This is a genomic window from Bosea sp. 124 (genome assembly GCF_003046175.1).
GTDB lineage: Bacteria > Pseudomonadota > Alphaproteobacteria > Rhizobiales > Beijerinckiaceae > Allobosea.
This window is the reverse complement of the sequence record NZ_PZZM01000001.1, coordinates 1,295,728-1,318,665: the sequence shown is the minus strand read 5'-3', so window position 1 is coordinate 1,318,665 and position 22,938 is coordinate 1,295,728. Positions and strand designations below refer to the sequence as shown.

Here is a 22,938-nt window from a genome sequence, read left to right as displayed (position 1 = left end):
CGATGCGAAACCAAAGAGCAGAGCGTCTCAGCGCGCCTGCCAGCCTCCGTCGATCGGCAGCGTCGTGCCGGTGATGTCCTGCCCGGCCGGGCCGCACAGGAGGACGAGCATGGCCGCGACGCTCTCCAGCGCGACGAAGCGCTCGGTCGGGTGGCGGGGCGCGATATAGTCCTGCGCCGCCAGCGCTTCGCTGACGCCCTGCTCGCGCGCGATGCCGGCGATGCGGTCGAGGATCGCGGGCGAGGGCACGGTGCCGGGGCAGAGCGCGTTGCAGGTGATGCCGGTGCGCGCCGTCTCGATCGCGATCGCGCGCGTCATGCCGAGCAGCGCCGTCTTGGTGGTGACGTAGTCGATGCGATTCTCGGCCCCGCGCGCACCATAGATCGAGGACAGGTTGACGATCCGGCCCCAGCCCTTCGCCTTCATGCCGGGCAGTGCGAGGCGCACGGCATGGAAGGCGGCCGACAGGTTGACCGCCAGCGACGCGTCCCACTGCACAGCGGTGAAGCTCTCGATCGGCTGAAAATGCCGGATCACCGCATTGTTGACCAGGATATCGACCGGCCCGGAGCGCTTCTCAGCGACCTCCATCATCGCCTCGATCTGTGGGACCTGGCTCAGGTCGGCGCCGTCGAACGCGACCGGAACGCCCGCCTCTACGGCGAGCGCGGCTGCGGCGGCCTCGCCGACGCCAGGCGCGGCGAGGCCGTTCAGGGTGACCGCCGCCCCCTGCAGCGCCAGCCCGCGCGCCATTGCATAGCCAAGCCCTGCGACCGAGCCGGTGACGAGCGCGTGCCGCCCCGCCAGCATCGCGCCGGTCATGGCAGCTCCTTCGGTGTCTCGTCGAGCCTGACCGCGATGCCGGCGAGCTCTGCCGAAACCGGGGGATAGATCGCCATCACCAGCGGATCATGGCCCGGCACGACATGCTGCGGCGAATCGGCCAGCCGGTTGATCGTGCGGTAGCCCTCCATCATCGCGCCGGCGTCGTGCACGGCCGGGAAGGGCAGGCCTTTCTGCATGTTCATGTAGAGATGCGAGGCGTCCGACGCGATCACGACCCAGCCGCGCTTGGTCCAGACCCGCACCACCTGAAGCCCGCCCGAATGCCCGCCGGTGCGATGCAGCGTCAGGCCGTCCGCCAGTTCGACGGTGCCGTCATGGAAGGCGACGCGGCCCGCATAGACATGCCGCACGAACGAGACCACGTCCTCGACATGGAAGGGGTGGCGCAGGAAGCCGTGGCACATGCAGCGCCCGGTGGCATAGGCGGCCTCCGAATCCTGGACATGGAAGCAGGCCCGCGGAAACGCGCTGAGCGTGCCGGCATGGTCGTAGTGCAGATGGGTCAGGATCACCTCGTCCACCTTCGCGGCGTCGATGCCGATCAGGGCGAGCGCCTCATGCGGCTTGCGGATCAGGTCGCGCTTGCGGGCGACGGCCTGCTCGGTGTCGAAGCCGGTGTCGATGACGAAGGTCCGGTCGGAGCGCTGCGCCACCCAGACGAAGTAATCGAGATCCGAGCCCGCCTCATGCGGGTCGCCGCCGATCATGTTGTCCCAGGCCTTGCGCCCGCCATGGTTGGCATAGCGCAGCGCATAGAGCGCGAAGGGCTCGGGCGCGCCGGCCCGGTTAGGCTGCGTCGTCGTCATTCTGGCCTTCTCCTCCCGTCATCGCCGCTGGCGCTGTCTCCGCATCGCCGCGCGGACTTCATATCAGCACACAATAATACCATCATACAATAATTGACGCTCGGCCGATCTCTGCCTTATGCATGGCGGCAGACGCCGCCGCTGCCCGACATGCCGGACCAGCCCAGACAGGATAGCCCTCATGACGACCCGCCCGGAATTCCAAGGTGAGCAGTTCCAGAAAGGCCTCGAGATCCGCCGCGAGGTGCTGGGCTCGGCTTATGTCGACAAGTCCGTGCAGGGCGCGACCGACATGACGGCGCCACTGCAGAAGCTCGTCACCGAATGGTGCTGGGGCGAGGTCTGGGGCCGTCCGGGGCTCGACCGGCGCACCCGCAGCTTCCTCAACCTCGCCTTCCTCACCGCGCTGAACCGCCCCCACGAGATCCGGCTCCATGTCCGCGGCGCGCTCAACAACGGCGTCACCCGCGAGGAGATCCAAGAGATCGTGCTGCAGGCGGCGATCTACTGCGGCGTGCCGGCCGCGCTCGACTGCATGAAGGTCGCGGTCGAGGTCTTCAAGGACATCGACGAGGGCCGCTGAAGCGGTCCCGGAAAAAACGACGGGAGTGAACGCGATGGCACAAGAGAAGCGGATCGGCTTCGTCGGACTGGGCACGATGGGGTTGCCCATGGCCGAGAATCTCGTCTCGGCCGGCTTCAGGGTCACGGGCTTCGACCTGGCCCCCAGGGCCTGCCAGGCGCTCTCCGCCTCGGGCGGAAGCATCGCGGCCTCGGCGGCCGCGGCGGCGGACGGGGCTGACATCGTCATCGCCATGCTGCCCAACGCCTCGCATGTCCGCGGCGCTCTGCTCGGTCCGCTCGGCATCAGTGACACGCTCGGCAAGGATGCCGTCTTCATCAACATGTCGACGATCCTGCCGCAGGAGACCGATGCTCTCGCCGCAGACATGAAGGCGCGCGGCCTGCGCATGCTCGATGCGCCGGTCGGCCGCTCGGCGATCGAGGCCAGGCGCGGTGCCCTCCTGATCCTCGCCAGTGGCGAGCCGGAGAACATTCGCAAGGCGCAGTTCGCCTTCGACGTCATGGGCAGCCAGACGGTCGATTGCGGTGCGCTCGGTGGCGGTTCGCGCGCCAAGATCGTCAACAACTTCATGGGCATCTCGCTCAATGCCCTCACCGCCGAGGCGCTGACGCTGGCGGAAGCGGCGGGCATCACCATCGAGCTCGCGCTCGACGTCATGCGCGGCACCATCGCCGGCCTCGGCCATATGAGCATCACCTATCCCAACAAGGTGCTGCGCGGCGATCTCTCGGCCGGTTTCCAGGTCGATCTCGCCCATAAGGATCTCGGCCTCGCGATCGAACTCGCCGCACGCAACCACGTCCCGGTCTTCATGGGGGCAGCGGCGCTGCAGAGCTATTCCGTCGCACGCTCGCTCGGGCGCGGTGCCCAGGACTACACCGCGATCTATCCGGTCATCCGCGAACTCGCCGGCCTGCCGGCCGAGATCCCCTACAAGCCGACCTCCCAGCAGGAGGTCGATCCGTTTTCGAAACCCAGGAAGACCGCCGCCGGCTGAGGCGCAAGAAGACCGCCGCCGGCTGAGGCGGATATCGCCGCTTTCTCGAAATCCATGAAGACCGCTGCCGGCTGAGGCGCGGGGGGCTGCAACGGGAGGATAGGATGCTGAAGATCGCTGTTATGGCTGCGGCTCTCGCCGCGGCAAGCGCCTCCGTGGCGCAGGACTTCCCCAGTGCCAAACCGATTACCATTGTCGTGCCCTTCGCCGCAGGCGGCCCCGGTGACACGATCGCGCGTCTCCTGGGTGTGGCGATGAAGTCGGCGCTCAACCAGAATGTCATCGTCGAGAACGCACTCGGGGCTGGCGGCACGACCGGCACCGCGCGCGCCGCCAGGGCCGCTCCGGACGGTTACACCGTGCTGCTCATGCACACCGGCCTTGCCACGGCGCCCGCCCTTTACGACAAGCTGCCCTTCAGCCCCACGAAGGACCTGGCACCGATCGGGCTCGTGACGGATGTCACGATGACGCTCGTCGGCCGGCCGGACTACCCCGCCAAGAACCTCCAGGAACTGGTCGCCGATCTCAAGGCCCGTGGCGACAAGGTCACCTTCGGTCACAACGGCCGTGGATCGGCCGCGCATCTGTGCGGCGTGCTGTTCATGGATGCGCTCGGCAAGCCTTTGACCTGGGTCGCCTATCGGGGCGGTTCGCAGGTCGTCAACGATCTGATGTCGGGTCAGATCGATATCTATTGCGACCCTGCCACCGGCACGACGCCGCTGATCCAGGCCGACAAGATCAAGGCCTATGCCGTCACCACCAAGAAGCGGCTCAAGACGCTGCCGAATTTGCCGACGGCTGACGAGGCCGGGCTGCCGGGGTTCGAGGTCTCGACCTGGTACGGGCTCTACGCTCCCGCGGGAACGCCAGAGCCCGTCATCGCCAAGCTGACGGCGGCATTGCAGACGGCTCTGGCCGATCCCGTCACCATCCAGCGCTTCTCCGATCTCAGCATGGAGCCCGTGACGCGCGAGCAGGCGACCCCGAAGGCGCTGGCCGACTTCCTCGGCCTTGAGCTGAAGAAGTGGTCGGCGGTGATGGCCAAGGCCGGCGTCAAGCCGGAATGATCCGGGAGCGGTCAGCAAGGCCACGATCGTCCAGCCCCCGATGCAAGGGGGCTGGAACGTTCGCGATCATGCTCCCTGCATTCGAGCGGGTGCTAGAACCGGTTGACCGGCAGCATCATCATCTCGGCGATCTGCACATGCGGCGGCTGGTCGAGCACGAAGAGCGCGCAACGGGCGACATCCTCGGGGTCGAGCGCCATCTTGAACTGGTCGAAATACGCCTTCTCCTTCTCCGTGTCGCCGCGATAGCGCGTCACGATGATGCCGGTGCGCGCGAGCCCCGGCTGGAACTCGGTGACGCGCAGCGCCGTCTCCGCCAGTTCCCCGCGCAGCGTCTGCGTGAACATGTGCACGCCCGCCTTGCTGGTGCTGTAGGCGGTCATGTCGGGGACGATCCGCACCGCGTTGATCGAGCTGATGTTGAGGACATGGCCGCGGTTGCGCGCGATCATCGCCGGCAGGATGGCGCGGGTGACGCGCATCAGGCCGATCAGATTGGTCTCGATGATCGCGGTCCAGTCATCCGGCGAGCCTTCTGCGAAGGCGGTGCGTCCGCCGATGTCGTGGCCGGCATTGTTGAACAGCACGTCGACCGGCTGGAATTCGGCCGGGATCTTCGAGGGCAGGGCGTCGACCGCCGCCGCGTCGCTGATGTCGAGCACGATCGGACAGGTCGAGGGCCCAAGCTCGGCCGCAAGTTCCTCGAGCCGTTCCTTGTTGCGGTCGACCAGGATGACGCGCCGGCCGCTGGCGACGAGAGCCTTGGCGAAGGCGCGGCCCAGCCCGCCGGCAGCGCCGGTCAGCAGGACGGTGCGGGTGTTCTCGACGGTCATGTCTCTCTCCTTCGGCGGGTTCGCCTCCGGCGCCCCGCTCGTGAACGTTCCTCGGCGCTGAAACTGCCACAGCGGCTCCGGACTGTCCGCCGTCGCGGGAGTGCTAGCTGTTATGCCGGAACTGGCTTCGGAGCAGGCGGGCGATGATCGACCTGAAGCAACTCAAGGCGTTCTCGACGCTGGCCGAGTTCGGCAGCTTCTCGCGCTCGGCCGGCGTGCTCGGCGTCGCCCAGCCGGTTCTCAGCCGCCAGATCAAGGCGCTGGAGCAGGAGCTCGGCGTCGAGCTGTTCTATCGCAACGGCCGCGGCACGGTCCTGACCGAGGCCGGCAAGGTCCTGAACCAGTATGCCAAGAACCTGGTCGAGACGGTCGACCGCGCCGCCAGCGAGGTGATGGCGCTGAAGTCGAGCCCGCGCGGCACCATCGTGATCGGCCTGCCGCCCTCGGTCGGCATCGTGCTGACGGTGCCGCTGGTGCAGCATTTCCGCGAGGCCTTCCCTCTGATCTCGCTGCGCGTCATCGAGGGCTTCAGCGGCCATGTGCTGGAATGGCTGCTCACCGGCAAGATCGACGTCGCGGTGCTCTACAACGCGCCGCGCACCGGCAGCCTGCGGGCCGAGCCGCTGCTGACCGACGAACTCTTCCTGCTCGGCCCGGCCGAGGGCGGTATTGTGCCGGACGCCGAAAGCGTGACTGCCCGCCTGCTCTCCGAGATTCCGCTGATCCTGCCGGCGCGCCCGCACGGCCTGCGCATGCTGGTTGATTCGATGCTGGGCGAGGCCGGCATCGTGCCGCGCGTCGAGATCGAGGTCGAGGCGATGCCGTCCACGCTCGGCCTCGTCGAGAACGGCGTCGGCTACACCATCCTGTCCTATTCGACGGCGCATGCCCGCGTGCAGGCCGGCCGCATGCGTGCCTGGCGCATCGTCGAGCCCGGCATCACCCGCCAGCTCATCCTCGCGACCTCCAGCCAGCGCCCGACCACGCCCGCGATGCGCTCGCTCGTCGCCATGGTGCGCCAGGAGGTCCGCAGCCTGACCGAGCAGGGGCTCTGGCTGCCCAAGGGGCGTTGAGCGGAACGGTTGCCGCTGAGGCGAACCGCCGGCCGGCCCGCGCTCGGCATGACGGATACGACATGACTGATATTCGACCCTTGGCGATGCCGCCGGCTGCACGGTTTCGCTAGCGTAGTGACAACGAATGAAGACGCCGGGGCCGCAGCGTCCGGCGCAGGGAGATCAGGGATGGCAGTTCTAGGCTTTGTTGGCGTCGGCCGCATGGGCGGACCGATGGTCTCCCGCCTCATCGAGGCCGGGCACCAGCTCGTTATTTTCGACACCCAGAAGCAGGCGACCGATGCGCTTGCCGCCAAGGGCGCCAAGGTCGTGGCTTCGCCGAGGGCGGTCGCGGACGAAGCCGAGATCGTTCTGGTCAGCCTGCCGACGCCCGACATCGTCAAGGCGGTGGCGCTGGGGCCCGATGGCGTCAGCGACGGTAAGCGCGTCCGCGTCATGGTCGATCTCTCGACCTCGGGCCCGGGCGCTGCGGTCGTCGTCGCCGAAGGCCTGGCGAAGAAGAACATCATCTCGGTCGACAGCCCGGTCAGTGGCGGCATCAAGGGCGCGACCAACGGCACGCTCGCCGTCATGGTCTCCTGCCCGAAGGCGACCTTCGACGAACTCGAGCCGATCCTGAAGACCTTCGGCAAGATCTTCTTCACCGGCGAGAAGCCGGGTCTGGCCCAGACCGCCAAGCTCGCCAACAACCTGATGGCGGCTGCCGCGCTGGTCATCACCTCCGAGGCGATGGCGATGGGCGTCAAGGCCGGGCTCGATGCCAAGGTCCTGATCGACATCATCAACGTGTCGAGCGGCCGCAACAGCGCCAGCGAGGACAAGTTCCCGCGCTCGGTCCTGCCGGGCACCTTCGATTTCGGCTTCGCGACGGGCTTGTCCTACAAGGACGTGCGTCTCTGCGTCGACGAGGCCGAGGCGATGGGCGTGCCGATGGTGGTCGGCGCGGCGGTGCGCCAGATGCTCGCGGTGACGCAGGCGAAGTTCGGCGCGCAGTCGGATTTCACCAGCATTGCCAAGGTGCTGGAGGAATGGGCCGGGGTCGAGATCCGCGGCTGACCCTGCTCCCGATCAGGCCGGTTTCGGAAGGAGCGCGCCATGGCCGCTGTCCACGCCGATATGCCAGAACCGTCGCACGGACCGGCCGCCTCGCTGACGCGCATGCTTGCGCGGGCCGCGCTGGCAGCCGAGCCCGCCGGCTTCGGCGAGGAAGTCCAGGCCAAGCTCAAGATCTGCCTGATCGACTTCCTCTCCTGCTGCTTCGAGGCTTACGACCTGCCGACGAGTCGGCAGGCGCGGGCGATCGCCAGATCGCGCGCCGACGGGGCCGCCATCATCGGCTCCGACATCCTCGCGACACCGGGCGAGGCCGCCTTCGCCAATGGCACGACCGGCCATGGCCTCGTCCGTGAGGACATGCATGCCGGCAGCATCAGCCATCACGGCGTCGTCGTCTGGCCGACGCTGCTGGCGCTGGCCCAGGATCGTTCCAGCCAGGATCAGGCTTGCTCGGGTGCCGCCCTGCTCAAGGCGGCGCTGGTCGGCTATGAGGGCGGCGCCCGTCTCGGGCGTGCCCTGTTCGACGCTGATCTGGCGCGCCTGTTCCGGCCGACCGGCACGGTCGGGCCGATCGGCGGGGCGCTCGCGGGCGCCATCCTGCTCGGCCTGAGCGAGGACGAGATCGTCGCCGCTCTCGGTCTTGCCGCCAACACCTCCGGTGGCCTCAACCAGTGGCCCCATACCGGCGCCGGGGACATGTATTTCCATCCGGGCTTCGCTGCGCGCAGTGCCGTCACCGCGGTCGAGCTGGCGGCGGCCGGCGCCTATGCCTCGGAGACGATCCTCGAAGGCGAGGCCGGGCTCTTCGCCGCCTTCCGCCGTGGCCCGCCGCGCGCGCCCGTCGCGCTCTTTGCCGACGGCAAGGCCGAGATTCTTGCCGTCTACAACAAGCCCGTCCCCGCGTGCAATTTCGCCCAGACGGCCTGTCAGGCGGCGTTGCGCGTCGCCGACCAGATCGAGGATCCGGGCGAGATCGAGACCTTGACGGTGGATCTGCCCGACGCCGCGATCCGCTATCCCGGCTGCGACTTCGCCGGCCCCTTCGCCCATGCGCTGCAGGCCAAGATGAGCATCCAGTACGGTGTCGCCGCCGCGCTCCGGCGCGGCGTCGTCGAGGAGGCGAACTACGCCCGCCTCGACGAGCCGGTGATCCTGCATCTGGCGCGTCTCGCCAGCCTGCGCCGCGATGCTGGCTTCACGGCCGCTTTCCCGGCTCGTCAGGGCGCCGAGGTCGCCGTCACGCTGCGCAACGGCACGCGCATCAATCACCGCCTGTCCGATGTCGTGCCGGCGACGGAATCCGAAATCCGGGCGCGCTTCCGCGCCTCGGCCGGCGAGCGCCTCGGCCTGCGCCGGGCCGACGAGATCGAAGCCCTGATCGACGGGCTCGAAACCCTGACCGATGCCGGGCGCATCGGCCGGCTCTGCCTGGCCGGCGACGGCGCCGTCCCGGCCCGCACCAGACGGGCAGCCGCGAAAGGCTGACCGCGCGCCCCATCGGGCGTGCGGAAGACGAAGGCCGGGCGACACGATCCGGCGTGAACGAATGGGGAGTGAGGAATGCCTGTCGTGACCAGACGACCGCAGGGCGCGGCCGCCCGGAGGGCCGTGCGATGACGGCGCAGTTGATCGAGAACATCCTGCAGGCGCTCGCCGCGGGGCTGCTCGCCGGTGCGATCTACGGGCTGATGTGCGTCGGCCTCGGCCTGATCTTCGGCGTCATGCGGGTGATCAATTTCGCCCATGGCGACTTCATGATGCTCGGCATGTATGCCGCCTATTTCCTCTTCGGCGCGCTCGGCATCCAGGCGCTCGCGGGCAGCCTCATCGGCCCCTATATCGCGATCCTGCTGGCCGGGCCGCTGCTCTTCCTGTTCGGCTACGGCATCCACAAGGCGCTGATCTCGAAGGTCACCGGCACGCGCACTGCCCAGCTCGACGGCGAGGGCCATTACGCCCAGCTCATCCTGACGCTCGGCATCGCGCTGGTCCTCCAGAACGGCGGCATGATCGTCTTCGGCTCCGAGCTGCATTCGATCCGCACGCCGCTCTCCAGCAGCGCCTGGGAGCTTGGTCCGTTCTGGGGCGATTTCGTCAGCATCTTCGTCAACAAGTCGCGCGGCATCGCGGCCCTGTTCTCGATCGCGACGATCGCGGTGCTGGCGCTGATGATCGCCCGTTCGCGGCTCGGCAAGTCGCTGCGCGCCGCGGCCGACAATCCCGAGGCCGCGACCTATATGGGTATCGACGTCGACAAGGCGCATCGCATTGCCTTCGCGCTCGGCGTCGGCATCACCGCCATCGCCGGCGGCCTGCTCGCCACCAACTACCCGTTCCAGCCCTATATCGGGCTCGAATACGTCATCGTCATGTATGCCGGCGTCGTCCTCGGCGGCATGGGCTCGATCGTCGGCGCCTTCTGGGGCGGCATGACCATCGGCCTCGTGCAGCAGCTCTCGACGTTGATCCTGCCGACGCAGCTCCAGAATGCCGCGATCTTCGTGGTCTTCCTGCTGATCGTGTTCCTGCGCCCGCAGGGCTTCTTCGGCCGCGTCGTGGAGAGGACCTGACATGCGTCTGTCCTCTCTCGTCCCGGTCCTGGCGTTTGCGGCGGCCTATGCGCTGCTCTCGCTGCTGGTGACCAATTCCTATTACCAGCTCATGCTGACGCTGGTGCTGGTCTGGGCCTGCTTCGGCCTCTCCTGGAACGTTCTCTCCGGCTATACGGGCCTTGTCTCTTTCGGCCACGCCGCCTTCTTCGGGCTCGGCGCCTACACGACCGCCCTCGGTCAGATCCATTTCGACCTGACGCCCTGGCTGATGATCCCGGTCTCGGCGCTGGTTGGCGGTCTCGCCGGTCTTGCCGTCGGCTTCCCGACCTTCCGGCTGCGCGGGCATTACTTCGCGCTCGCCATGCTCGCCTACCCGCTGGCGCTGCTCTACGTCTTTGAATGGCTCGGCTATCAGGAGCTGACGCTGCCGATCAAGCGCGAGAACCCGGCCGCCTACATGCAGTTCGCCGATCACAGGGTCTACACCCTGCTGGCGCTCGGGCTGCTCGTCGCGGTGATGCTGTTCTCGCAATGGATCGAGCGTTCGCGCTTCGGCCGCGCCCTGATGGCGATCAAGCAGAACGAGGCGGCGGCGGAAGCCGCGGGCATCGACACACTCGCCTGGAAGCTCAAGGCCATCGCCATCTCCGGCGCGATCGCCGGCATGGTCGGCGGCTTCTACGCCATCGTCCTGCTGGTCGTGACGCCGCCATCCGTCTTCGGCATGCTGGTTTCGGCGCAGGCGCTGACGGTCGCCATGTTCGGCGGCATCGGCTCGGTCTGGGGCCCGGTCATCGGCGCGGCCTTCCTGATCCCCGTTGCTGAAATCCTGCATGCGGAGCTGGGCTCGCGCTTTCCCGGCATTCAGGGCGTCGTCTACGGCCTCGCCATCATCGGCGTCATCCTGATCGCGCCCGAGGGCGTCTACTGGAAACTGCGGGACCGCGTCCTCAAGCGCGGGCGCGCCGGCGCTGTGGCGATCCTCCCCGCCGTCTCGGAGCCCGTTGCGGCATCAGCGCGCACGAAGCCGGCTAAGGATGCCCCGGTCGCGCTCAGCGTCCGCAATGTCTCGAAGTCCTTCGGCGGGCTCAAGGCCAACCGGGACATCTCCTTCGACGTGCCCGAGGGCGCGATCCTCGGCATCATTGGTCCCAACGGCGCCGGCAAGACCACGCTGTTCAATCTGCTCAACGGCTTCCTCAAGCCTGACCAGGGGGAGGTCAAGGTCTATGGCCGCGAAACGGTCGGCATGAAGCCGCACCAGATCTGCGCGCTCGGCGTCGGCCGCACCTTCCAGGTGATGCGCCCCTTCCTGCGCATGTCCGTCGCCGAGAACGTCGTGCTCGGCGCCTATGTCGCGACACCCGACGATGAGGAGGCGAAGCGCCTCGCCGCCGAGGCGGTGGCGCGCGTTGGTCTCTCGCATGTCGCCGACAAGCTCGCCGGCGAACTGATGACCAAGGAGCTGCGGCTGATGGAGCTGGCGCGCGCGCTCGCCGGCCAGCCGAAGCTCCTGCTGCTCGACGAGACGCTGGCGGGCCTCGGCCATGGCGAGGCCGATGAGGTTGTCGCCGTCATCCGGCGTCTGGCGGCCGACTCCGTCACCATCGTGATCATCGAGCACACCATGCAGGCCATGGTGAAGCTGGTCGATCATTTCCTCGTCCTCGATCACGGCGCCGTCCTCGTCGATGGCGAGCCCACCGCCGTGACGCGCGATCCGCGCGTGATCGAGGCCTATCTCGGCAAGAAATGGGTGGTCGATGCTCAGGCTTGAGACTGTTCTGGCCGGCTACTCGGCCATCCCCGTCCTGCGCGATGTCTCGCTCTCGGTCGATGCCGGGCAGTTCGTCGCCGTCGTCGGCCCCAACGGTGCCGGCAAGACGACCCTGTTCAAGACCATCTCGGGCATCCTGCGGCCGCGCCAGGGCCGCATCACCTTCGAGGGCATCGATCTCGCCAGCGTCCCGCCCTCGGGCCGGGCCCATCTTGGCATCGCGCATGTGCCCGAGGGGCGGCAGGTCTTCCCCTCGCTGAGCGTGCTCGAGAACCTCGAGATGGGCGCCTATACGGCCGCTGGCCAGCGCGACTGGAAGCGCAACATCGAGCGCATCTTCACCTGGCTGCCGGTGCTGGCCGAGCGGCGCGGCCAGTTCGCCGGCACGCTCTCGGGTGGCGAGCAGCAGATGGTCGCGATCGGCCGGGGGCTCGCCTCCTCGCCGAAGCTGCTGATGCTCGACGAGCCGTCGATGGGGCTCGCGCCCGCCATCGCCGATTTCATTTTCGAGAAGCTGATCGAGATCCGCCGCGACACGGGGCTGACCATTCTCCTGGTCGAGCAGCGCGTCGCCGAGGCGCTGGAATCGGCCGACCACGGCTATGTGCTCGAGGCCGGCCGCGTCGTTCTCGAAGGCGACAACCGAACGCTGCGCGCGGATGACCGCGTCCGGCAGGCCTATCTGGGCATGTGACATTCTCTCGGCATCTGGCCTGTCCGGCCATCTGACCGAGCCACACCGAAGACCCGAAAGCCGCGGCGACAGCGGCACCACCCTGGAGGAGACGAAACCATGACGACGAGACGTTCCCTGACCCGCAATCTGGCCGCTCTGCCCGCGCTCGCGGCCCTCGGACTGGCCTTCCCTGCCGCCGCCCAAAACCCGGCCGAGGTCAAGGTCGGCCTGCTGGTGCCGCTGTCGGGCCTCTATGCCCGCCCCGGCCAGGTCATGAAGATGGGCGCCGAGATGGCGATCGAGCACATCAACGCGCAGGGCGGTATCAAGGCGCTCGGTGGCGCCAAGCTCAAGCTCGTCCTGCTCGATTCCGGCGACACGGTCGAGAAGGCCAAGAACGCGGCCCAGCGCATGGTCGCGCAGGAGACCGATCTCGTCGCCGCCAGCGGCTCGTATCTCTCCTCCTTCACCCTGGCCGCAACCGAAGTCACCGAACGCGCCAGTCTGCCGATGCTGACCCTGTCCTATTCGGACCTGATCACCGATCGCGGCTTCAAATACGTCTTCCAGACCTCGGCGACCGCGGCCTCCCAGGCCGAGCAGTGCCTGCCCGAGGTGATGAAGGTCGCCGAGAAGGCGACCGGCGTCCGGCCCAAGACGGTCGCGATCATCACCGACAACACCGGCGCCTCTGTCGCCTCGGTCAAGCCGATGCGCGAACGCCTGCTGAAGGAGCATGGGCTCACCCTCGTCGTCGACGAGACCTTCACCCCGCCGCTGTCGGATGCGACGCCGCTCATCCAGAAGGTCCGCGCGACCAGGCCCGACCTGCTGTTCTTCCTGCCGACGGTGATCTCCGACGGCAAGCTCATCATGGAGAAGATGAACGAGTTCGGCCTCGGCCAGGCGCGTATTCCGATGATCTCCTTCGGCATCGCCATCGCCGAGCCGGAAATCCTCAAGACGATGGGCGCAGACATGCTGCAGGGCGTCATGACCTGCGTCGGCAGCTGGGGTTCCAAGGGCCATGAGCCGCTGATCGCCGAGCTCAAGGCCAAATATGGCGAGCCGTGGATGACCCAGAACGGCATCTCGACCTATGCCGATATGTGGGTCGTCGCCGCGGCCCTCGAAAAGGCCGGCAAGGCCGACAAGGAAGCCGTCGCCCAGGCGCTGCGCACGCTCGATCTCGGCCCGTCGAAATACTACCCCGGCGGCCTGATCAAGTTCGACGACAAGGGCCGCCGCGTGAATGCCGGCCTGACCATCGTGCAGTGGCAAAGCGGCGTGCCCAATACCGTCTTCCCGCCCGATCTCGCGGTCAGCCAGGCCATCTGGTCCAAGAAGTGACGCAGATCATATGACGCCGATCGCGGCTGGCTCTCACAGGCCGGCCGCCCCCGCCCCGGGCGCCGCCCGGGGCATCACTGCCCGCTCAACCTGGAGAATGACATGAGCAAGGACGTCTTCGATCGTGGTCTCGCCATCCGCAAGGACGTGCTCGGCAGGGAGTTCGTCGAGAAGTCGCTGGCGACGGCGGACGAATTCAACATGCCGATGCAGGAACTCACGACCGAGTATTGCTGGGGCGCCGTCTGGGGCCGCGACGGCCTGCCGCGCAAGACGCGTTCGATGCTGAACCTCGCCATGATCAGCGCATTGAACCGCCCCCATGAGCTGAAAATGCACGTCAAGGGCGCGCTCCGGAACGGCGTCAGCAAGGACGAGATCCGCGAGGTCTTCCTCCAGGTCGCGATCTATGCCGGCATCCCGGCGGGCGTGGACTCGTTCCGCATCGCGCGCGAGGCCTTCGCCGAACTCGACGCGGCAGGCTGAAGCCGGTCCGCCGGGCCGGCAACGCCCGCCCTGTACCCGCGAAAACGCGAACGGCCGCTATTCAGCGGCCGTTCGTCTGTGGAGTGTGGAGAGACCATGCCGCGAGGCTCACTCGCCGGCGGCGGCCTTGAGCGGCGGGGCGTCATAGCCGTCGGGGCCGATGGCCTCGGTCGCCTGGCGGTTGCGCGACATCGCGTCGATGAGCTGGCGGTTCGAATGCTCCAGCGTCCCGACATGGTCGATATGGTGGCGCAGGTCGTTGCGAAGCTGCTGGTTCACGCCCGTCAGGAAATCGGCCTTGGATTGCAGGGCCGAGAGCTTGATCTCGAGATCGTAGACGCCCTTGTCGCGCCGGGCGAGATCCTCGGCCAGCTTGCGCTCGCGTTCGGCCGCCGCGATCGCTTGGGCTTCCAGCTCCTTGATCGTCTGCAGGGCGACGACGATGCGCGCCTGCGCCTGGCTCGCCAGTTCGTTGGCGGCTTCGCGCTCGCCGATCATCTTCTCGGTCAGTGCGGCGATGTCGCGCTGCAGGCGCTGGTTCTCGCCGTCGGCGGCCACCAGATCGGACCGCAGCATCGCGACCTCTCTCGACAGGTTCTGCGTCGCGGCTGATTTCTCGAGCAGCTTCTGGTCGACGACCTGGCGCTCCTCGGAGAGCCGCTGGACGCGCGAATCGGTGCTGGAGAGCCGCTGCAGCAGTCCGTTGAACTCGCCCTGCAACTTGCCGTGCTCGGCTTCCAGCGTCGAGAGCGAGGTCTGCGTCTGGTCGAGCGTGGCGCGGCTGCGGTGCAGCTCTTCCTCGTAGCGCAGCGCCAGCGGGCGGTAATGGCCGAGCTCCGTCTGCAGGCCGGCGATCTCGCGATCCTGCCGGCTGCAGGCGCTGGCGAGCTCCTCGATCTGCGTGGCCTGGTCCTGCGACGTCTGGATGAACTTCGGCAGGATCTGCTGCATCGTCGCCGTGCGCGTCATCAGCAGGTCGAGTTGCAGGGACCAGTTCGAGATCTTGGCGAATTCGGTCTGGAGTTCGTTGGACTGGTCGCTGATCGCGGCCATGAGCTGGCCGACCTCATGCGAGCTGCTCTGCTTGGGGCGCTCCTCATGGACAGTGGCGGGCGGTTCGCCGGGCTCGTTGGCGGCGAAGTCAGGCGTGTGGAAAGCCGGTGACGGTCGCACGTCACGCTCCTCGCTGCGTCCGCCGATGAGACGCCTCAGACTTGCACCTATCATCTAAGCCACCCCACTTTGCCCCGATTGACGCGGGACGTGTCGCCTTCCGGCAGCCCGGCCGCTGGGGCATTCAGGGCAGTACGGGAGGCGATGCGCAAGCAGACGGCGCGGCGCGCTGCATGGCAATCTCCGAACGTCGATTTTGATGAGTTGCGAACAACTTCTTTGGACGTGGTCGAGGCGAGAGCGCGATGGCCGCGGCGATCCGGCGAGGATGCCGCCCGGAGCCGGTCAGGCCGGCCGTGCCGCCGCCCCGTTCTGGCGCAGTCTCAGCTCGAGCATATAGGCGCGCTGGACCGCCTCGCGCTCGCGCAGCAGGGCCTTTTCCAGAATGCTCTGCTGCGTCTGCAGCACCTGGTTGGCGCGGTCGAGAGTCGCCTCCGCCTTCCGGGCGCGCTCGCTCCAGCCGTCCTTCTCCTGCGCCAGTGCCGCGACGTCCTCGCGGAGCTGGGCGTTCTCCGCCTGGGCGTCCTGGAGCGAACTCTTCGCTTTCTGCAGGACCGACAGCAACTGGAACTGGAGTGTCTCGAAGGCCTCGCCCGCGCCCTCCACCAGGGCCAGGGTATCCTGCGGATGCGGCCGGCCCGCCGCACGGCGCATCTCGGCGCGCGGTGCCGACGCTGAAGGCGGCGAAGGCACAGTCCTGTCCGAAGTCTCTCGCCAGCCCGGCGACCGAAGCATGGCGCGGCTCAGGCTGGGCATGTTGTGTGTCACGGTCAGCCGCGCGACTGCGGGCGGTTGGCCGGTGCGAAGGAGGTGGTCACGGCGTCGTGCAGGCGGGCGAGCCAGGCCTCGGCCTCGACGGCGCGGGCCTCGGCCTGGCGGGCCCGTTCCTCTGAGCGCCACAGCATCTCGTTGGCTGTCGCGATCTGCGCTTCCAGCTCGCGCATGTTGACCGCCGCCTGGGTGATCGTCTGCTGCAGCCGTTCCTCGAGCTGGGCATAGCGGAGATCGCTGATCCGGATGGCCTCGCTGGTCTCCTCGATCAGCGCCAGCGCCGACGGCCAGTCACGCTGCTGGGTGGTCGCCGTGGTCGGCAGCGAAGCCGGCCTGAGCATGTCCTGCGGCGCCGAGAGCGCGGCCGGAAACGCCGCGATCTTGTCCGAGGCGTTCAGGAACGAGTCCGATGACTGCGCATTCTGTCGCGGCAGGGTGGTGACGGTGGCGAGGTCGCTAACGGCAGGCTGCATGATGTGCTCCGTTCGAGCCGAGCAGGACGGCCGCATCGGCGGCCGCGTGTTCGAGGGATTGCGGGGAAGGCAGAGCGGTCAGATGCGCCGGAATGGCATCGAGGCGAGCCGGCCCGCGCAGGGCCAGTCTCGGCTCCGGCGGCGGCAGCAGGACCGGCTGCAGGCGGATCTGATCCTCCAGCGCGCGCCGGTTGGCGCGGGCGAGATTCAGCGCGCGCTGCAGCAGCAGCGTGTCGCGACGCTCGCCCTGCAAGGCTTCTTCCAGGCGCAGGCACTCCCGCTGCAGCGCGTCCGAGGCGGCGCTGTGCTTCGTCCTGCTCGCGCGCAGATCGCTCTCGACGGCGGCGCCGGCGTTCCGCAGTTCTTCGATCTCGGCCGTCTTGCCGGCCAGCGCTGCGGCCAGCGCGGCGATGTGATGGTCCTGCCGGGTCTTCTCCAGGGCGGCCTCGTGCAGGCCCTGTTTCAGCCGCTCGATCTCCGCAGCGGCCGTGCGGCGGAGCTGATCGGCTGCGACGATCGTCTCGCGGTGGCGTTGCAGGGACCGTTCGGCCACGCCAAGCGCCGCCTGCGTCTCGCGCGCATGCAGCCGCTCCGCTCCGAGCAGGGTTTCCGTCGCCGCGAGACGGCCGAGCGCGGCTTCAAGGCGCAATTCCAGGAAGGCCTGCTGCGCCGCAGACAGCCTGTGGATGGGGTCGGCATCCTGCGCGAAACTGCCGGCCTCCGGCGCCGGGCGGCTGGCGTCGTCCGGAAATGCCGACGACCCGCCGGGCTGCGCCTCGGGCAGCGAGGGAGAGCCCAGCCAATCGTTCGAACGGGCAACCGGGAGGGCGTTCAAGTGAGGGCCTCGAAAATCGCGCTTGAGGAGCTTCGGGAACGCCAACGCGAATCAGTGAATCAAACTATCGACTCTTCGCGAATCGTATCAATACGAGATTTTGTGCTGCCGCCCTTGGGACGCGCTGTCTGTTGCTTTGGCTGGGGATGGCTGCGTCAAGCTGCGCCCTTACATTCCAGCGATGCGTCGGCCCATCTTGCGGTGGGGCGCATTCCGGCCGAGGCAGGAAGTGGCCCCGCTCAGGCGTTTCAGCGGCCCTGCCGAGGAGTTCCCGTGATGTTTCCGAGCCGCCGCATGGTCGGTGCCGGCCTGCTGGCCGCCCCCGCCCTTCTCGCCGCCCGCACGGGCCAGGCCGCCGGCCGGCCGGTGACGGTCGCCTCGCTCTTCGGCGAGGACAAGCCGGAGACCAGGATCTGGCGGCGCATGGCGCAGATCCTGGAGCGGACGGCGCCCGGCCGCTTCGATCTGCGCATCGTCGGCAATGCCGCGCTCGGCGGCGAGAAGGAGGTCGCCGAGGGCATGCGGCTCGGCTCGGTGCAGGCCTCGCTCTCGACCATCTCGGCGCTTTCGGGGTGGGTGCCCGATGGCCAGCTCCTGGACCTGCCTTTCCTCTTCCGCGACCGGGGCCATCTGAAGCGCGTTCTGGCCGGGCCGCTCGGCGCCGAACTGAAGGGCAAATACGAGGCGCAGGGCTTCGTCGTGCTCGGCTTCATCAACTACGGCGCGCGCCATCTCCTCGCCAAGGAGCCGCTCACCACGCCGGCCGCCATTCGGGGCAAGCGCATCCGCGTCATCCAGAGCCCGCTCCACACCGAGCTCTGGTCGGGTCTGGGCGCCTATCCGACGCCGATCCCGATCCCCGAGACCTACAACGCCCTGAAGACCGGCGTGGTCGACTGCATGGATTTGACCGAATCGGCCTATGTCGGCTTCCGGCTGCACGAGGTCGTGCCCTGGCTGATCGAGACCGGCCATATCTGGGCGAGCGGCGTCATCATGGTCCAGGCCGCGTTCTGGAAGGGGCTTTCGGCCGGCGACAGGGAGGCGCTTGCCGCTGCTGCCGCCGAGGGAACCAGCTATTTCGACGAACTGATCGTCACCGACGAGGAGGCTTCGATGGCGAAGGCCGCCGCCGAGGGCGGCAAGGTCGCGCAACCCGAGGACCGGCCGGCCTGGGAGGCCGGCGCCCGCAAGGTCTGGGCCGCCTTCGCGTCGAAGCTCGGCGGGCTCGACCGCATCGAGGCCATCGCCGCCGGCGCCTGAACCCACCACCCTGTCTGCATCCGGAGAACCACATTCATGCCGCAGTCCATCGACCATATCGTCATCGCCGTCGCCGATCTCGACCAGGCGGTGCGCGACTACGAGACGCTGGGCTTCACCGTGCTGCCGGGCGGCGAGCATCCGCGCGGCTCGCGCAATGCGCTCGTGGTGCTGGCGGACGGCGCCTATCTCGAGATCATCGCCTTCGCGCGGCCGGTGCCAAGCTTTCGCTGGTGGAAGGTGCTGGACGAGGCCGGCAGCGGCCTCGTCGACTACGCCTTGCTGCCGGCCGACACGCTCGATCTCGATCTCGCCCGCACCCGCGCGGCTGGCATCGAGATCGAAGGCCCGATCGATGGCGAGCGCCTGCAGCCGGACGGCACGCGCATCGCCTGGCGCTCGGCTCGCCCGCCCGAGCCCGACATTCCCTTCATCTGCGAGGATGTCACGCCGCGCGCGCTGCGCGTGCCAGAGGGCAAGGCGCGCAAGCATGCCAATGGCGTCACCGGCGTTGCCGGGGTCACGGTCGCGGTGCGCAACCTCGCGGCCTCGGTCGCGCGCTATCGTGCGCTGACCGGGCTCGAGCCCGTCGCCTGCGGCACCGTGCCGGGCCTCGGCTTCGGCCTCGCCCAGTTCAGGCTCGGCCGGCAGGTGCTGTCGCTGACGGAAGCGCGCAGCGATGCCTGCGAGAGCCTGACGCGCCATCTCGGCCGGCGCGGGCAGGGCGCCTATGCGATATCCTTCTTCGGCCCCGCCGATCGCTGCCTCGACCGGGCGCTCGCCCATGGCGCCAGGCTGGAGATCGTCAAGGCCCTGTGAGGGGCGCGCCACCACATGCACCGTCATTCCGGACAAGCGGCGAAGCCGCGCCGATCCGGAATCCATCGTAAGGGGCCGAACGCTACGATGGCTTCCGGGGCTGCGCTTCCCTGGCCCGGAATGACGGCGTCAATGACCGCATGGCTTGTTTCAGGTCCGTGACTTGTTTCAGGCCCATCGCTTGCATCACGATGGGGCTGCCGCCTTGGCGCAGAGCGACAACCGGAAGACTTCAAGGCATCCCATGGCTTACGATCTCATCATCGCCAACGGCACGATAGCCACCGCCTCAGACGTCTTTTCCTGCGATATCGGCATCCGGGGCGGCACCATCGTCGCGCTCGGCCATGATCTCGGCGCAGCGGCGGAGACGATCGACGCGAGCGGCCTGCTCGTCCTGCCCGGCGGCATCGACAGCCATGTCCACATCGCCCAGCCGAGCGGCGAGGGCATCGTCATGGCCGACGACTTTGCCTCGGGCACGCTCTCGGCCGCCTTCGGCGGCAACACCACGGTGATGCCCTTCTGCATGCAGGAGAAGGGAACGAGCCTGCGCGAGACGGTGAAGGATTACCACAGGCAGGCCGACGGCCGCTGCTACACCGATGTCGCCTTCCACCTCGTCATCAGCGACCCGACGGAGCAGGTGCTCGGCCAGGACCTGCCGGCGCTGATCGAGGATGGCTACACCTCTTTCAAGGTCTTCATGACCTATGACGGGCTCGCCCTGAATGATCGCGAGATGCTCGAGGTGATGTCGGTCGCCCGCGAGACCGGCGCACTCGTCATGGTCCATGCCGAGAATGATGACGCGATCCGCTTCCTGACCGACAGGCTCGAACGCGGCGGCCATGTCGCGCCGAAATTCCACGGCACCTCGCGGCCGATCCCGGTCGAGCGCGAGGCGACGCATCGCGCGATCTCGCTCGCCGAACTCGTCGACGTCCCCGTGATGATCGTCCATGTCTCGAACCGCGAGGCGATGGAGGAGATCGCGCGGGCCCGTTCGCGCGGCCTCAAGGTCTATGGCGAGACCTGTCCGCAATATCTCGTGCTGACCGAGAAGGACATGGACGGCCTCAACATGGAGGGCGCGAAATATGTCTGCTCGCCGCCGCCGCGCGATACGGCATCGCAGCAGGCCTGCTGGGAGGGGCTGGCGAACGGCATCTTCAGCGTCTTCTCCTCCGACCATTGCCCGTTCCGCTATGACGATCCGGCCGGCAAGCTGACGCCGAAGGGCCGCACCTCCTTCCGCTGGGTGCCCAATGGCATTCCCGGCGTCGAGACCCGGCTGCCGATCCTGTTCTCGGAGGGGGTGGCCAAGGGCAGGATCACGCTCAATCAGTTCGTCGCCCTGTCCTCGACCAATCACGCGAAGACCTATGGCCTGACGAAGAAGGGCTCGATCGCGATCGGCATGGATGCCGATATCGCGATCTGGGACCCTAAGCGCGAGGTCACGATCAGCCAGTCGCTGCTGCATCACGGCAGCGACTACACCCCTTATGAAGGCATCGCGGTGACGGGCTGGCCGGTCACCACGATTCTGCGCGGGCAGGTCGTGGTGCGCGACGGCGCGCTGGCCGGCAAGCCGGGGCAGGGCTGCCATGTCGCGCGCGAGCGCTCGGAACTGGCCCGGCCTGTGGGCGTCCGTGCATTCGGATAGTTCTATTTCTTTAATAAAAACAAAGACTTGCTGACGCGTTCATTCGCGCCTATCTGTTCGCCCGATCCGATTCACCAGCACGGATGGAGATGGCCGATGGGCGGAGTCAGTGAAGCGGATGTCGCCGCCGCGATCGGGCGCATCGACGAGATCATCATCCGCGAGGTCGTCCGGACGGAGGCCAGCCGCCACGAGCTGCGCCGCGCGCTCCTGCTGGCGCGGCAGCCGCTCGGTGTCGAGGCCGGCCGCGCCCTGCCGCCGCGGATGCAGCGGCTGGTCGATCTGCTGATGGTCGCGCTGCCCGAGCCCGAGCGCCTGCCCTCGCGCCATGGCTTCGGCCGGCAGAACGGGACGGCGCGCCATGCGGCGTGAGCCCGACGCCGGGATGCCGTTCGACGCGGCCCGTCTCGAAATCCGGCAGGCGCTGATGAGCGCCTTTTGTGGCGTGCTGCACGCCACGCGGCTGCCGCCGATCGCGGTTCTCGAACTCGCCGCCGAGGCGGTCGGCTCGATCTACAGGGAGGTCGCGGATGCTCATCTCGGCGATCGGCCATGCCCTTGCGGCTGGCATCCGAGCCTCCCGGCGGATCTGGCGACGCTTCAGGCGGCGCTCACGCTGATCGCTGCGCCGCCGCCCGGCATCGACCTCGCCCGCGCCGAGGTCGCCGGCCGCGCCTGAACCCTATCCCTTCGCGCGGCGCGGCATGCTATGCGGCCCGTTTCACGACAGATCGCGAGGCGCGGATGCGGAAACTGCTGATCGTCGGCATCGGCGCAGGCGACCCGGACCATATGACGGTCCAGGCGATCAGGGCGCTGAACCGGGCCGATGTCGTCTTCCTGCCGGACAAGGGCGAGGAGAAGGCGGCGCTGCGCCATCTCCGCGAGGAGATCTGCGCGCGTTTCATCGAGAAGCCCTGCAAGACGGTCACGGTCGAGACGCCGCAGCGCGCGCCGGCTGCGTCCGACTACCGCGGTGTCGTCGACGACTGGCATGCGCGCATCGCGGAAAACTACGAGCGCCTCTTCCGCGCCGAGCTGGCGGAGGGCCAGCATGGCGCGCTCCTCGTCTGGGGCGATCCCGCCCTCTATGACAGCACGCTGCGCATCGTCGAGCGTGTCCGCGCCAGCGGTCTGGCGCTCGATTGGGAGGTCATTCCCGGCATCAGCAGCGTGCAGGTGCTGGCCGCGCGTCACAGGATCGCGCTGAACCGCATCGGCGAGCCGGTCATGATCACCACCGGGCGCAAGCTCGCTGCCGGCTTCCCGGCGGGGCAGGACAGCGTCGTCGTCATGCTCGATGGCGAGCAGGCCTTCGCCCGGATCGCGCCCGGGGATCTGGACATCTACTGGGGCGCTTATCTCGGAACGCCGGACGAAATCCTGATCGCGGGCCGCCTCGCCGATGTAGCGGGCGAGATCGAACAGGTCCGCGCCCAGGCGCGCCAGCGGCATGGCTGGATCATGGATACCTATCTGCTGCGGCGTCGCGAGGCTTAGCGCCTTTAAGGCCCGGGTGAATCATGGGGGCTTCCAAGTGGCTCGGTCGCGGATGCATGCTCCTGCGAGCGGTGGCCCACGCGATGGGGAGTTTCAGAATGTCGGTTGTTCCGGACGAGCCTTCAGCCCCGGTCCCCTCGCATCCCGAGGAAATCAGGTCGGCTTTCGAACTGCGCCTGGGCAGGCACATGACCTTGCAGGGCAGTGCCAGGATCACGCCGGCAGGCGTGATCAGCGTCGGCCTCTCGGTCTCCGCCATGATGCTGGCGCTGGGCTATCTTGCCTCATCGACGAGGCGCCGCAGATACTGAAAAGGATCGT

25 protein-coding genes are annotated in these 22,938 nt (G+C 68.0%); 18 read left to right on the top strand and 7 right to left on the bottom strand.

Annotation, left to right across the window (positions count from 1 at the left end; translation table 11 throughout):
* Positions 1 to 27: 27 nt before the first annotated feature.
* Positions 28 to 822: an SDR family NAD(P)-dependent oxidoreductase gene (locus tag C8D03_RS06290; RefSeq protein ID WP_108045501.1), complete on the bottom strand. Its 795-nt coding sequence runs from the start codon at positions 820 to 822 to the stop codon at positions 28 to 30.
* Entirely contained in the window at positions 819 to 1,652 is an 834-nt protein-coding gene (locus tag C8D03_RS06285; RefSeq protein WP_108045500.1) for an N-acyl homoserine lactonase family protein, read from the bottom strand. Before C8D03_RS06285 ends, C8D03_RS06290 begins: the two co-directional genes overlap by 4 nt.
* Before the next feature lie 181 nt (positions 1,653 to 1,833).
* On the opposite strand from C8D03_RS06285, the gene C8D03_RS06280 reads away from it, so the two are divergent.
* The 3 genes from C8D03_RS06280 to C8D03_RS06270 all read left to right on the top strand — a co-directional run bounded on the left by C8D03_RS06280 (position 1,834) and on the right by C8D03_RS06270 (position 4,308).
* Complete coding sequence (locus C8D03_RS06280; protein WP_108045499.1) at positions 1,834 to 2,235, top strand: carboxymuconolactone decarboxylase family protein; 402 nt, start codon at positions 1,834 to 1,836, stop codon at positions 2,233 to 2,235.
* Between the two features lie 34 nt (positions 2,236 to 2,269).
* The gene (gene yihU / locus C8D03_RS06275) at positions 2,270 to 3,235 is read left to right on the top strand and encodes a sulfolactaldehyde 3-reductase (RefSeq protein ID WP_108045498.1); all 966 of its coding nucleotides are present in this window, start codon (positions 2,270 to 2,272) and stop codon (positions 3,233 to 3,235) included.
* Between the two features lie 104 nt (positions 3,236 to 3,339).
* Positions 3,340 to 4,308 (top strand): tripartite tricarboxylate transporter substrate-binding protein, encoded by a 969-nt coding sequence (locus C8D03_RS06270; protein ID WP_108045497.1) that lies wholly within the window; start codon positions 3,340 to 3,342, stop codon positions 4,306 to 4,308.
* Between the two features lie 92 nt (positions 4,309 to 4,400).
* On the opposite strand, the gene C8D03_RS06265 is transcribed toward C8D03_RS06270, so the two are convergent.
* A complete protein-coding gene (locus C8D03_RS06265) occupies positions 4,401 to 5,141 on the bottom strand; it encodes an SDR family oxidoreductase (protein WP_108045496.1) in 741 nt (246 codons plus the stop codon).
* Between the two features lie 143 nt (positions 5,142 to 5,284).
* Between C8D03_RS06265 and C8D03_RS06260 the strand changes: the two genes are divergently transcribed.
* From C8D03_RS06260 to C8D03_RS06225, 8 genes are all read left to right on the top strand, one after another.
* Positions 5,285 to 6,214 carry a LysR substrate-binding domain-containing protein gene (locus C8D03_RS06260; protein WP_248308369.1) on the top strand — a complete coding sequence of 310 codons (930 nt, stop codon included), beginning with the start codon at positions 5,285 to 5,287 and terminating at the stop codon, positions 6,212 to 6,214.
* Between the two features lie 171 nt (positions 6,215 to 6,385).
* A complete protein-coding gene (locus tag C8D03_RS06255; RefSeq protein WP_108045495.1) occupies positions 6,386 to 7,273 on the top strand; it encodes an NAD(P)-dependent oxidoreductase in 888 nt (295 codons plus the stop codon).
* Between the two features lie 39 nt (positions 7,274 to 7,312).
* Positions 7,313 to 8,758 (top strand): MmgE/PrpD family protein, encoded by a 1,446-nt coding sequence (locus C8D03_RS06250; RefSeq protein ID WP_248308368.1) that lies wholly within the window; start codon positions 7,313 to 7,315, stop codon positions 8,756 to 8,758.
* A 128-nt stretch (positions 8,759 to 8,886) separates the two neighbouring features.
* On the top strand, positions 8,887 to 9,843 hold the full coding sequence (locus C8D03_RS06245) for a branched-chain amino acid ABC transporter permease (protein ID WP_248308367.1): 957 nt from the start codon (positions 8,887 to 8,889) through the stop codon (positions 9,841 to 9,843).
* Between the two features lies 1 nt (position 9,844).
* The gene (locus C8D03_RS06240; protein ID WP_108045494.1) at positions 9,845 to 11,602 is read left to right on the top strand and encodes a branched-chain amino acid ABC transporter ATP-binding protein/permease; all 1,758 of its coding nucleotides are present in this window, start codon (positions 9,845 to 9,847) and stop codon (positions 11,600 to 11,602) included.
* A complete protein-coding gene (locus C8D03_RS06235) occupies positions 11,589 to 12,296 on the top strand; it encodes an ABC transporter ATP-binding protein (RefSeq protein WP_108045493.1) in 708 nt (235 codons plus the stop codon). Before C8D03_RS06240 ends, C8D03_RS06235 begins: the two co-directional genes overlap by 14 nt.
* A gap of 99 nt (positions 12,297 to 12,395) precedes the next feature.
* The gene (locus C8D03_RS06230) at positions 12,396 to 13,628 is read left to right on the top strand and encodes an ABC transporter substrate-binding protein (protein WP_108045492.1); all 1,233 of its coding nucleotides are present in this window, start codon (positions 12,396 to 12,398) and stop codon (positions 13,626 to 13,628) included.
* A gap of 102 nt (positions 13,629 to 13,730) precedes the next feature.
* Positions 13,731 to 14,114: a carboxymuconolactone decarboxylase family protein gene (locus C8D03_RS06225; RefSeq protein WP_108045491.1), complete on the top strand. Its 384-nt coding sequence runs from the start codon at positions 13,731 to 13,733 to the stop codon at positions 14,112 to 14,114.
* Positions 14,115 to 14,222: 108 nt separating this feature from the next.
* On the opposite strand, the gene C8D03_RS06220 is transcribed toward C8D03_RS06225, so the two are convergent.
* The 4 genes from C8D03_RS06220 to C8D03_RS06205 form a co-directional block, all read right to left on the bottom strand.
* Positions 14,223 to 15,287, bottom strand: coding sequence for a coiled-coil domain-containing protein (locus C8D03_RS06220; protein ID WP_108045490.1), 1,065 nt, complete (start codon positions 15,285 to 15,287; stop codon positions 14,223 to 14,225).
* A gap of 285 nt (positions 15,288 to 15,572) precedes the next feature.
* Entirely contained in the window at positions 15,573 to 15,941 is a 369-nt protein-coding gene (locus C8D03_RS06215) for a hypothetical protein (RefSeq protein ID WP_108045489.1), read from the bottom strand.
* 116 nt (positions 15,942 to 16,057) lie between these two features.
* Entirely contained in the window at positions 16,058 to 16,531 is a 474-nt protein-coding gene (locus tag C8D03_RS06210; RefSeq protein WP_108045488.1) for a hypothetical protein, read from the bottom strand.
* Positions 16,515 to 17,366, bottom strand: coding sequence for a hypothetical protein (locus C8D03_RS06205; RefSeq protein ID WP_108045487.1), 852 nt, complete (start codon positions 17,364 to 17,366; stop codon positions 16,515 to 16,517). The genes C8D03_RS06210 and C8D03_RS06205 overlap by 17 nt, the downstream gene beginning before the upstream one ends.
* A 276-nt stretch (positions 17,367 to 17,642) precedes the next feature.
* Here C8D03_RS06205 and C8D03_RS06200 point away from each other — a divergent pair, with 276 nt between their 5' ends.
* The 7 genes from C8D03_RS06200 to C8D03_RS06170 all read left to right on the top strand — a co-directional run bounded on the left by C8D03_RS06200 (position 17,643) and on the right by C8D03_RS06170 (position 22,928).
* A complete protein-coding gene (locus C8D03_RS06200; RefSeq protein ID WP_108045486.1) occupies positions 17,643 to 18,629 on the top strand; it encodes a TRAP transporter substrate-binding protein in 987 nt (328 codons plus the stop codon).
* A gap of 36 nt (positions 18,630 to 18,665) precedes the next feature.
* The gene (locus tag C8D03_RS06195; RefSeq protein WP_108045485.1) at positions 18,666 to 19,448 is read left to right on the top strand and encodes a VOC family protein; all 783 of its coding nucleotides are present in this window, start codon (positions 18,666 to 18,668) and stop codon (positions 19,446 to 19,448) included.
* A gap of 244 nt (positions 19,449 to 19,692) precedes the next feature.
* On the top strand, positions 19,693 to 21,117 hold the full coding sequence (gene hydA / locus C8D03_RS06190) for a dihydropyrimidinase (RefSeq protein ID WP_108045484.1): 1,425 nt from the start codon (positions 19,693 to 19,695) through the stop codon (positions 21,115 to 21,117).
* Positions 21,118 to 21,213: 96 nt separating this feature from the next.
* Complete coding sequence (locus C8D03_RS06185; RefSeq protein ID WP_108045483.1) at positions 21,214 to 21,489, top strand: hypothetical protein; 276 nt, start codon at positions 21,214 to 21,216, stop codon at positions 21,487 to 21,489.
* Positions 21,479 to 21,796: a hypothetical protein gene (locus tag C8D03_RS06180; RefSeq protein WP_108045482.1), complete on the top strand. Its 318-nt coding sequence runs from the start codon at positions 21,479 to 21,481 to the stop codon at positions 21,794 to 21,796. The genes C8D03_RS06185 and C8D03_RS06180 overlap by 11 nt, the downstream gene beginning before the upstream one ends.
* 65 nt (positions 21,797 to 21,861) lie before the next feature.
* Positions 21,862 to 22,617: a precorrin-6A synthase (deacetylating) gene (gene cobF / locus C8D03_RS06175; protein ID WP_108045481.1), complete on the top strand. Its 756-nt coding sequence runs from the start codon at positions 21,862 to 21,864 to the stop codon at positions 22,615 to 22,617.
* 98 nt (positions 22,618 to 22,715) lie between these two features.
* Complete coding sequence (locus C8D03_RS06170; protein WP_108051264.1) at positions 22,716 to 22,928, top strand: hypothetical protein; 213 nt, start codon at positions 22,716 to 22,718, stop codon at positions 22,926 to 22,928.
* The last annotated feature ends 10 nt before the right edge of the window (positions 22,929 to 22,938 follow it).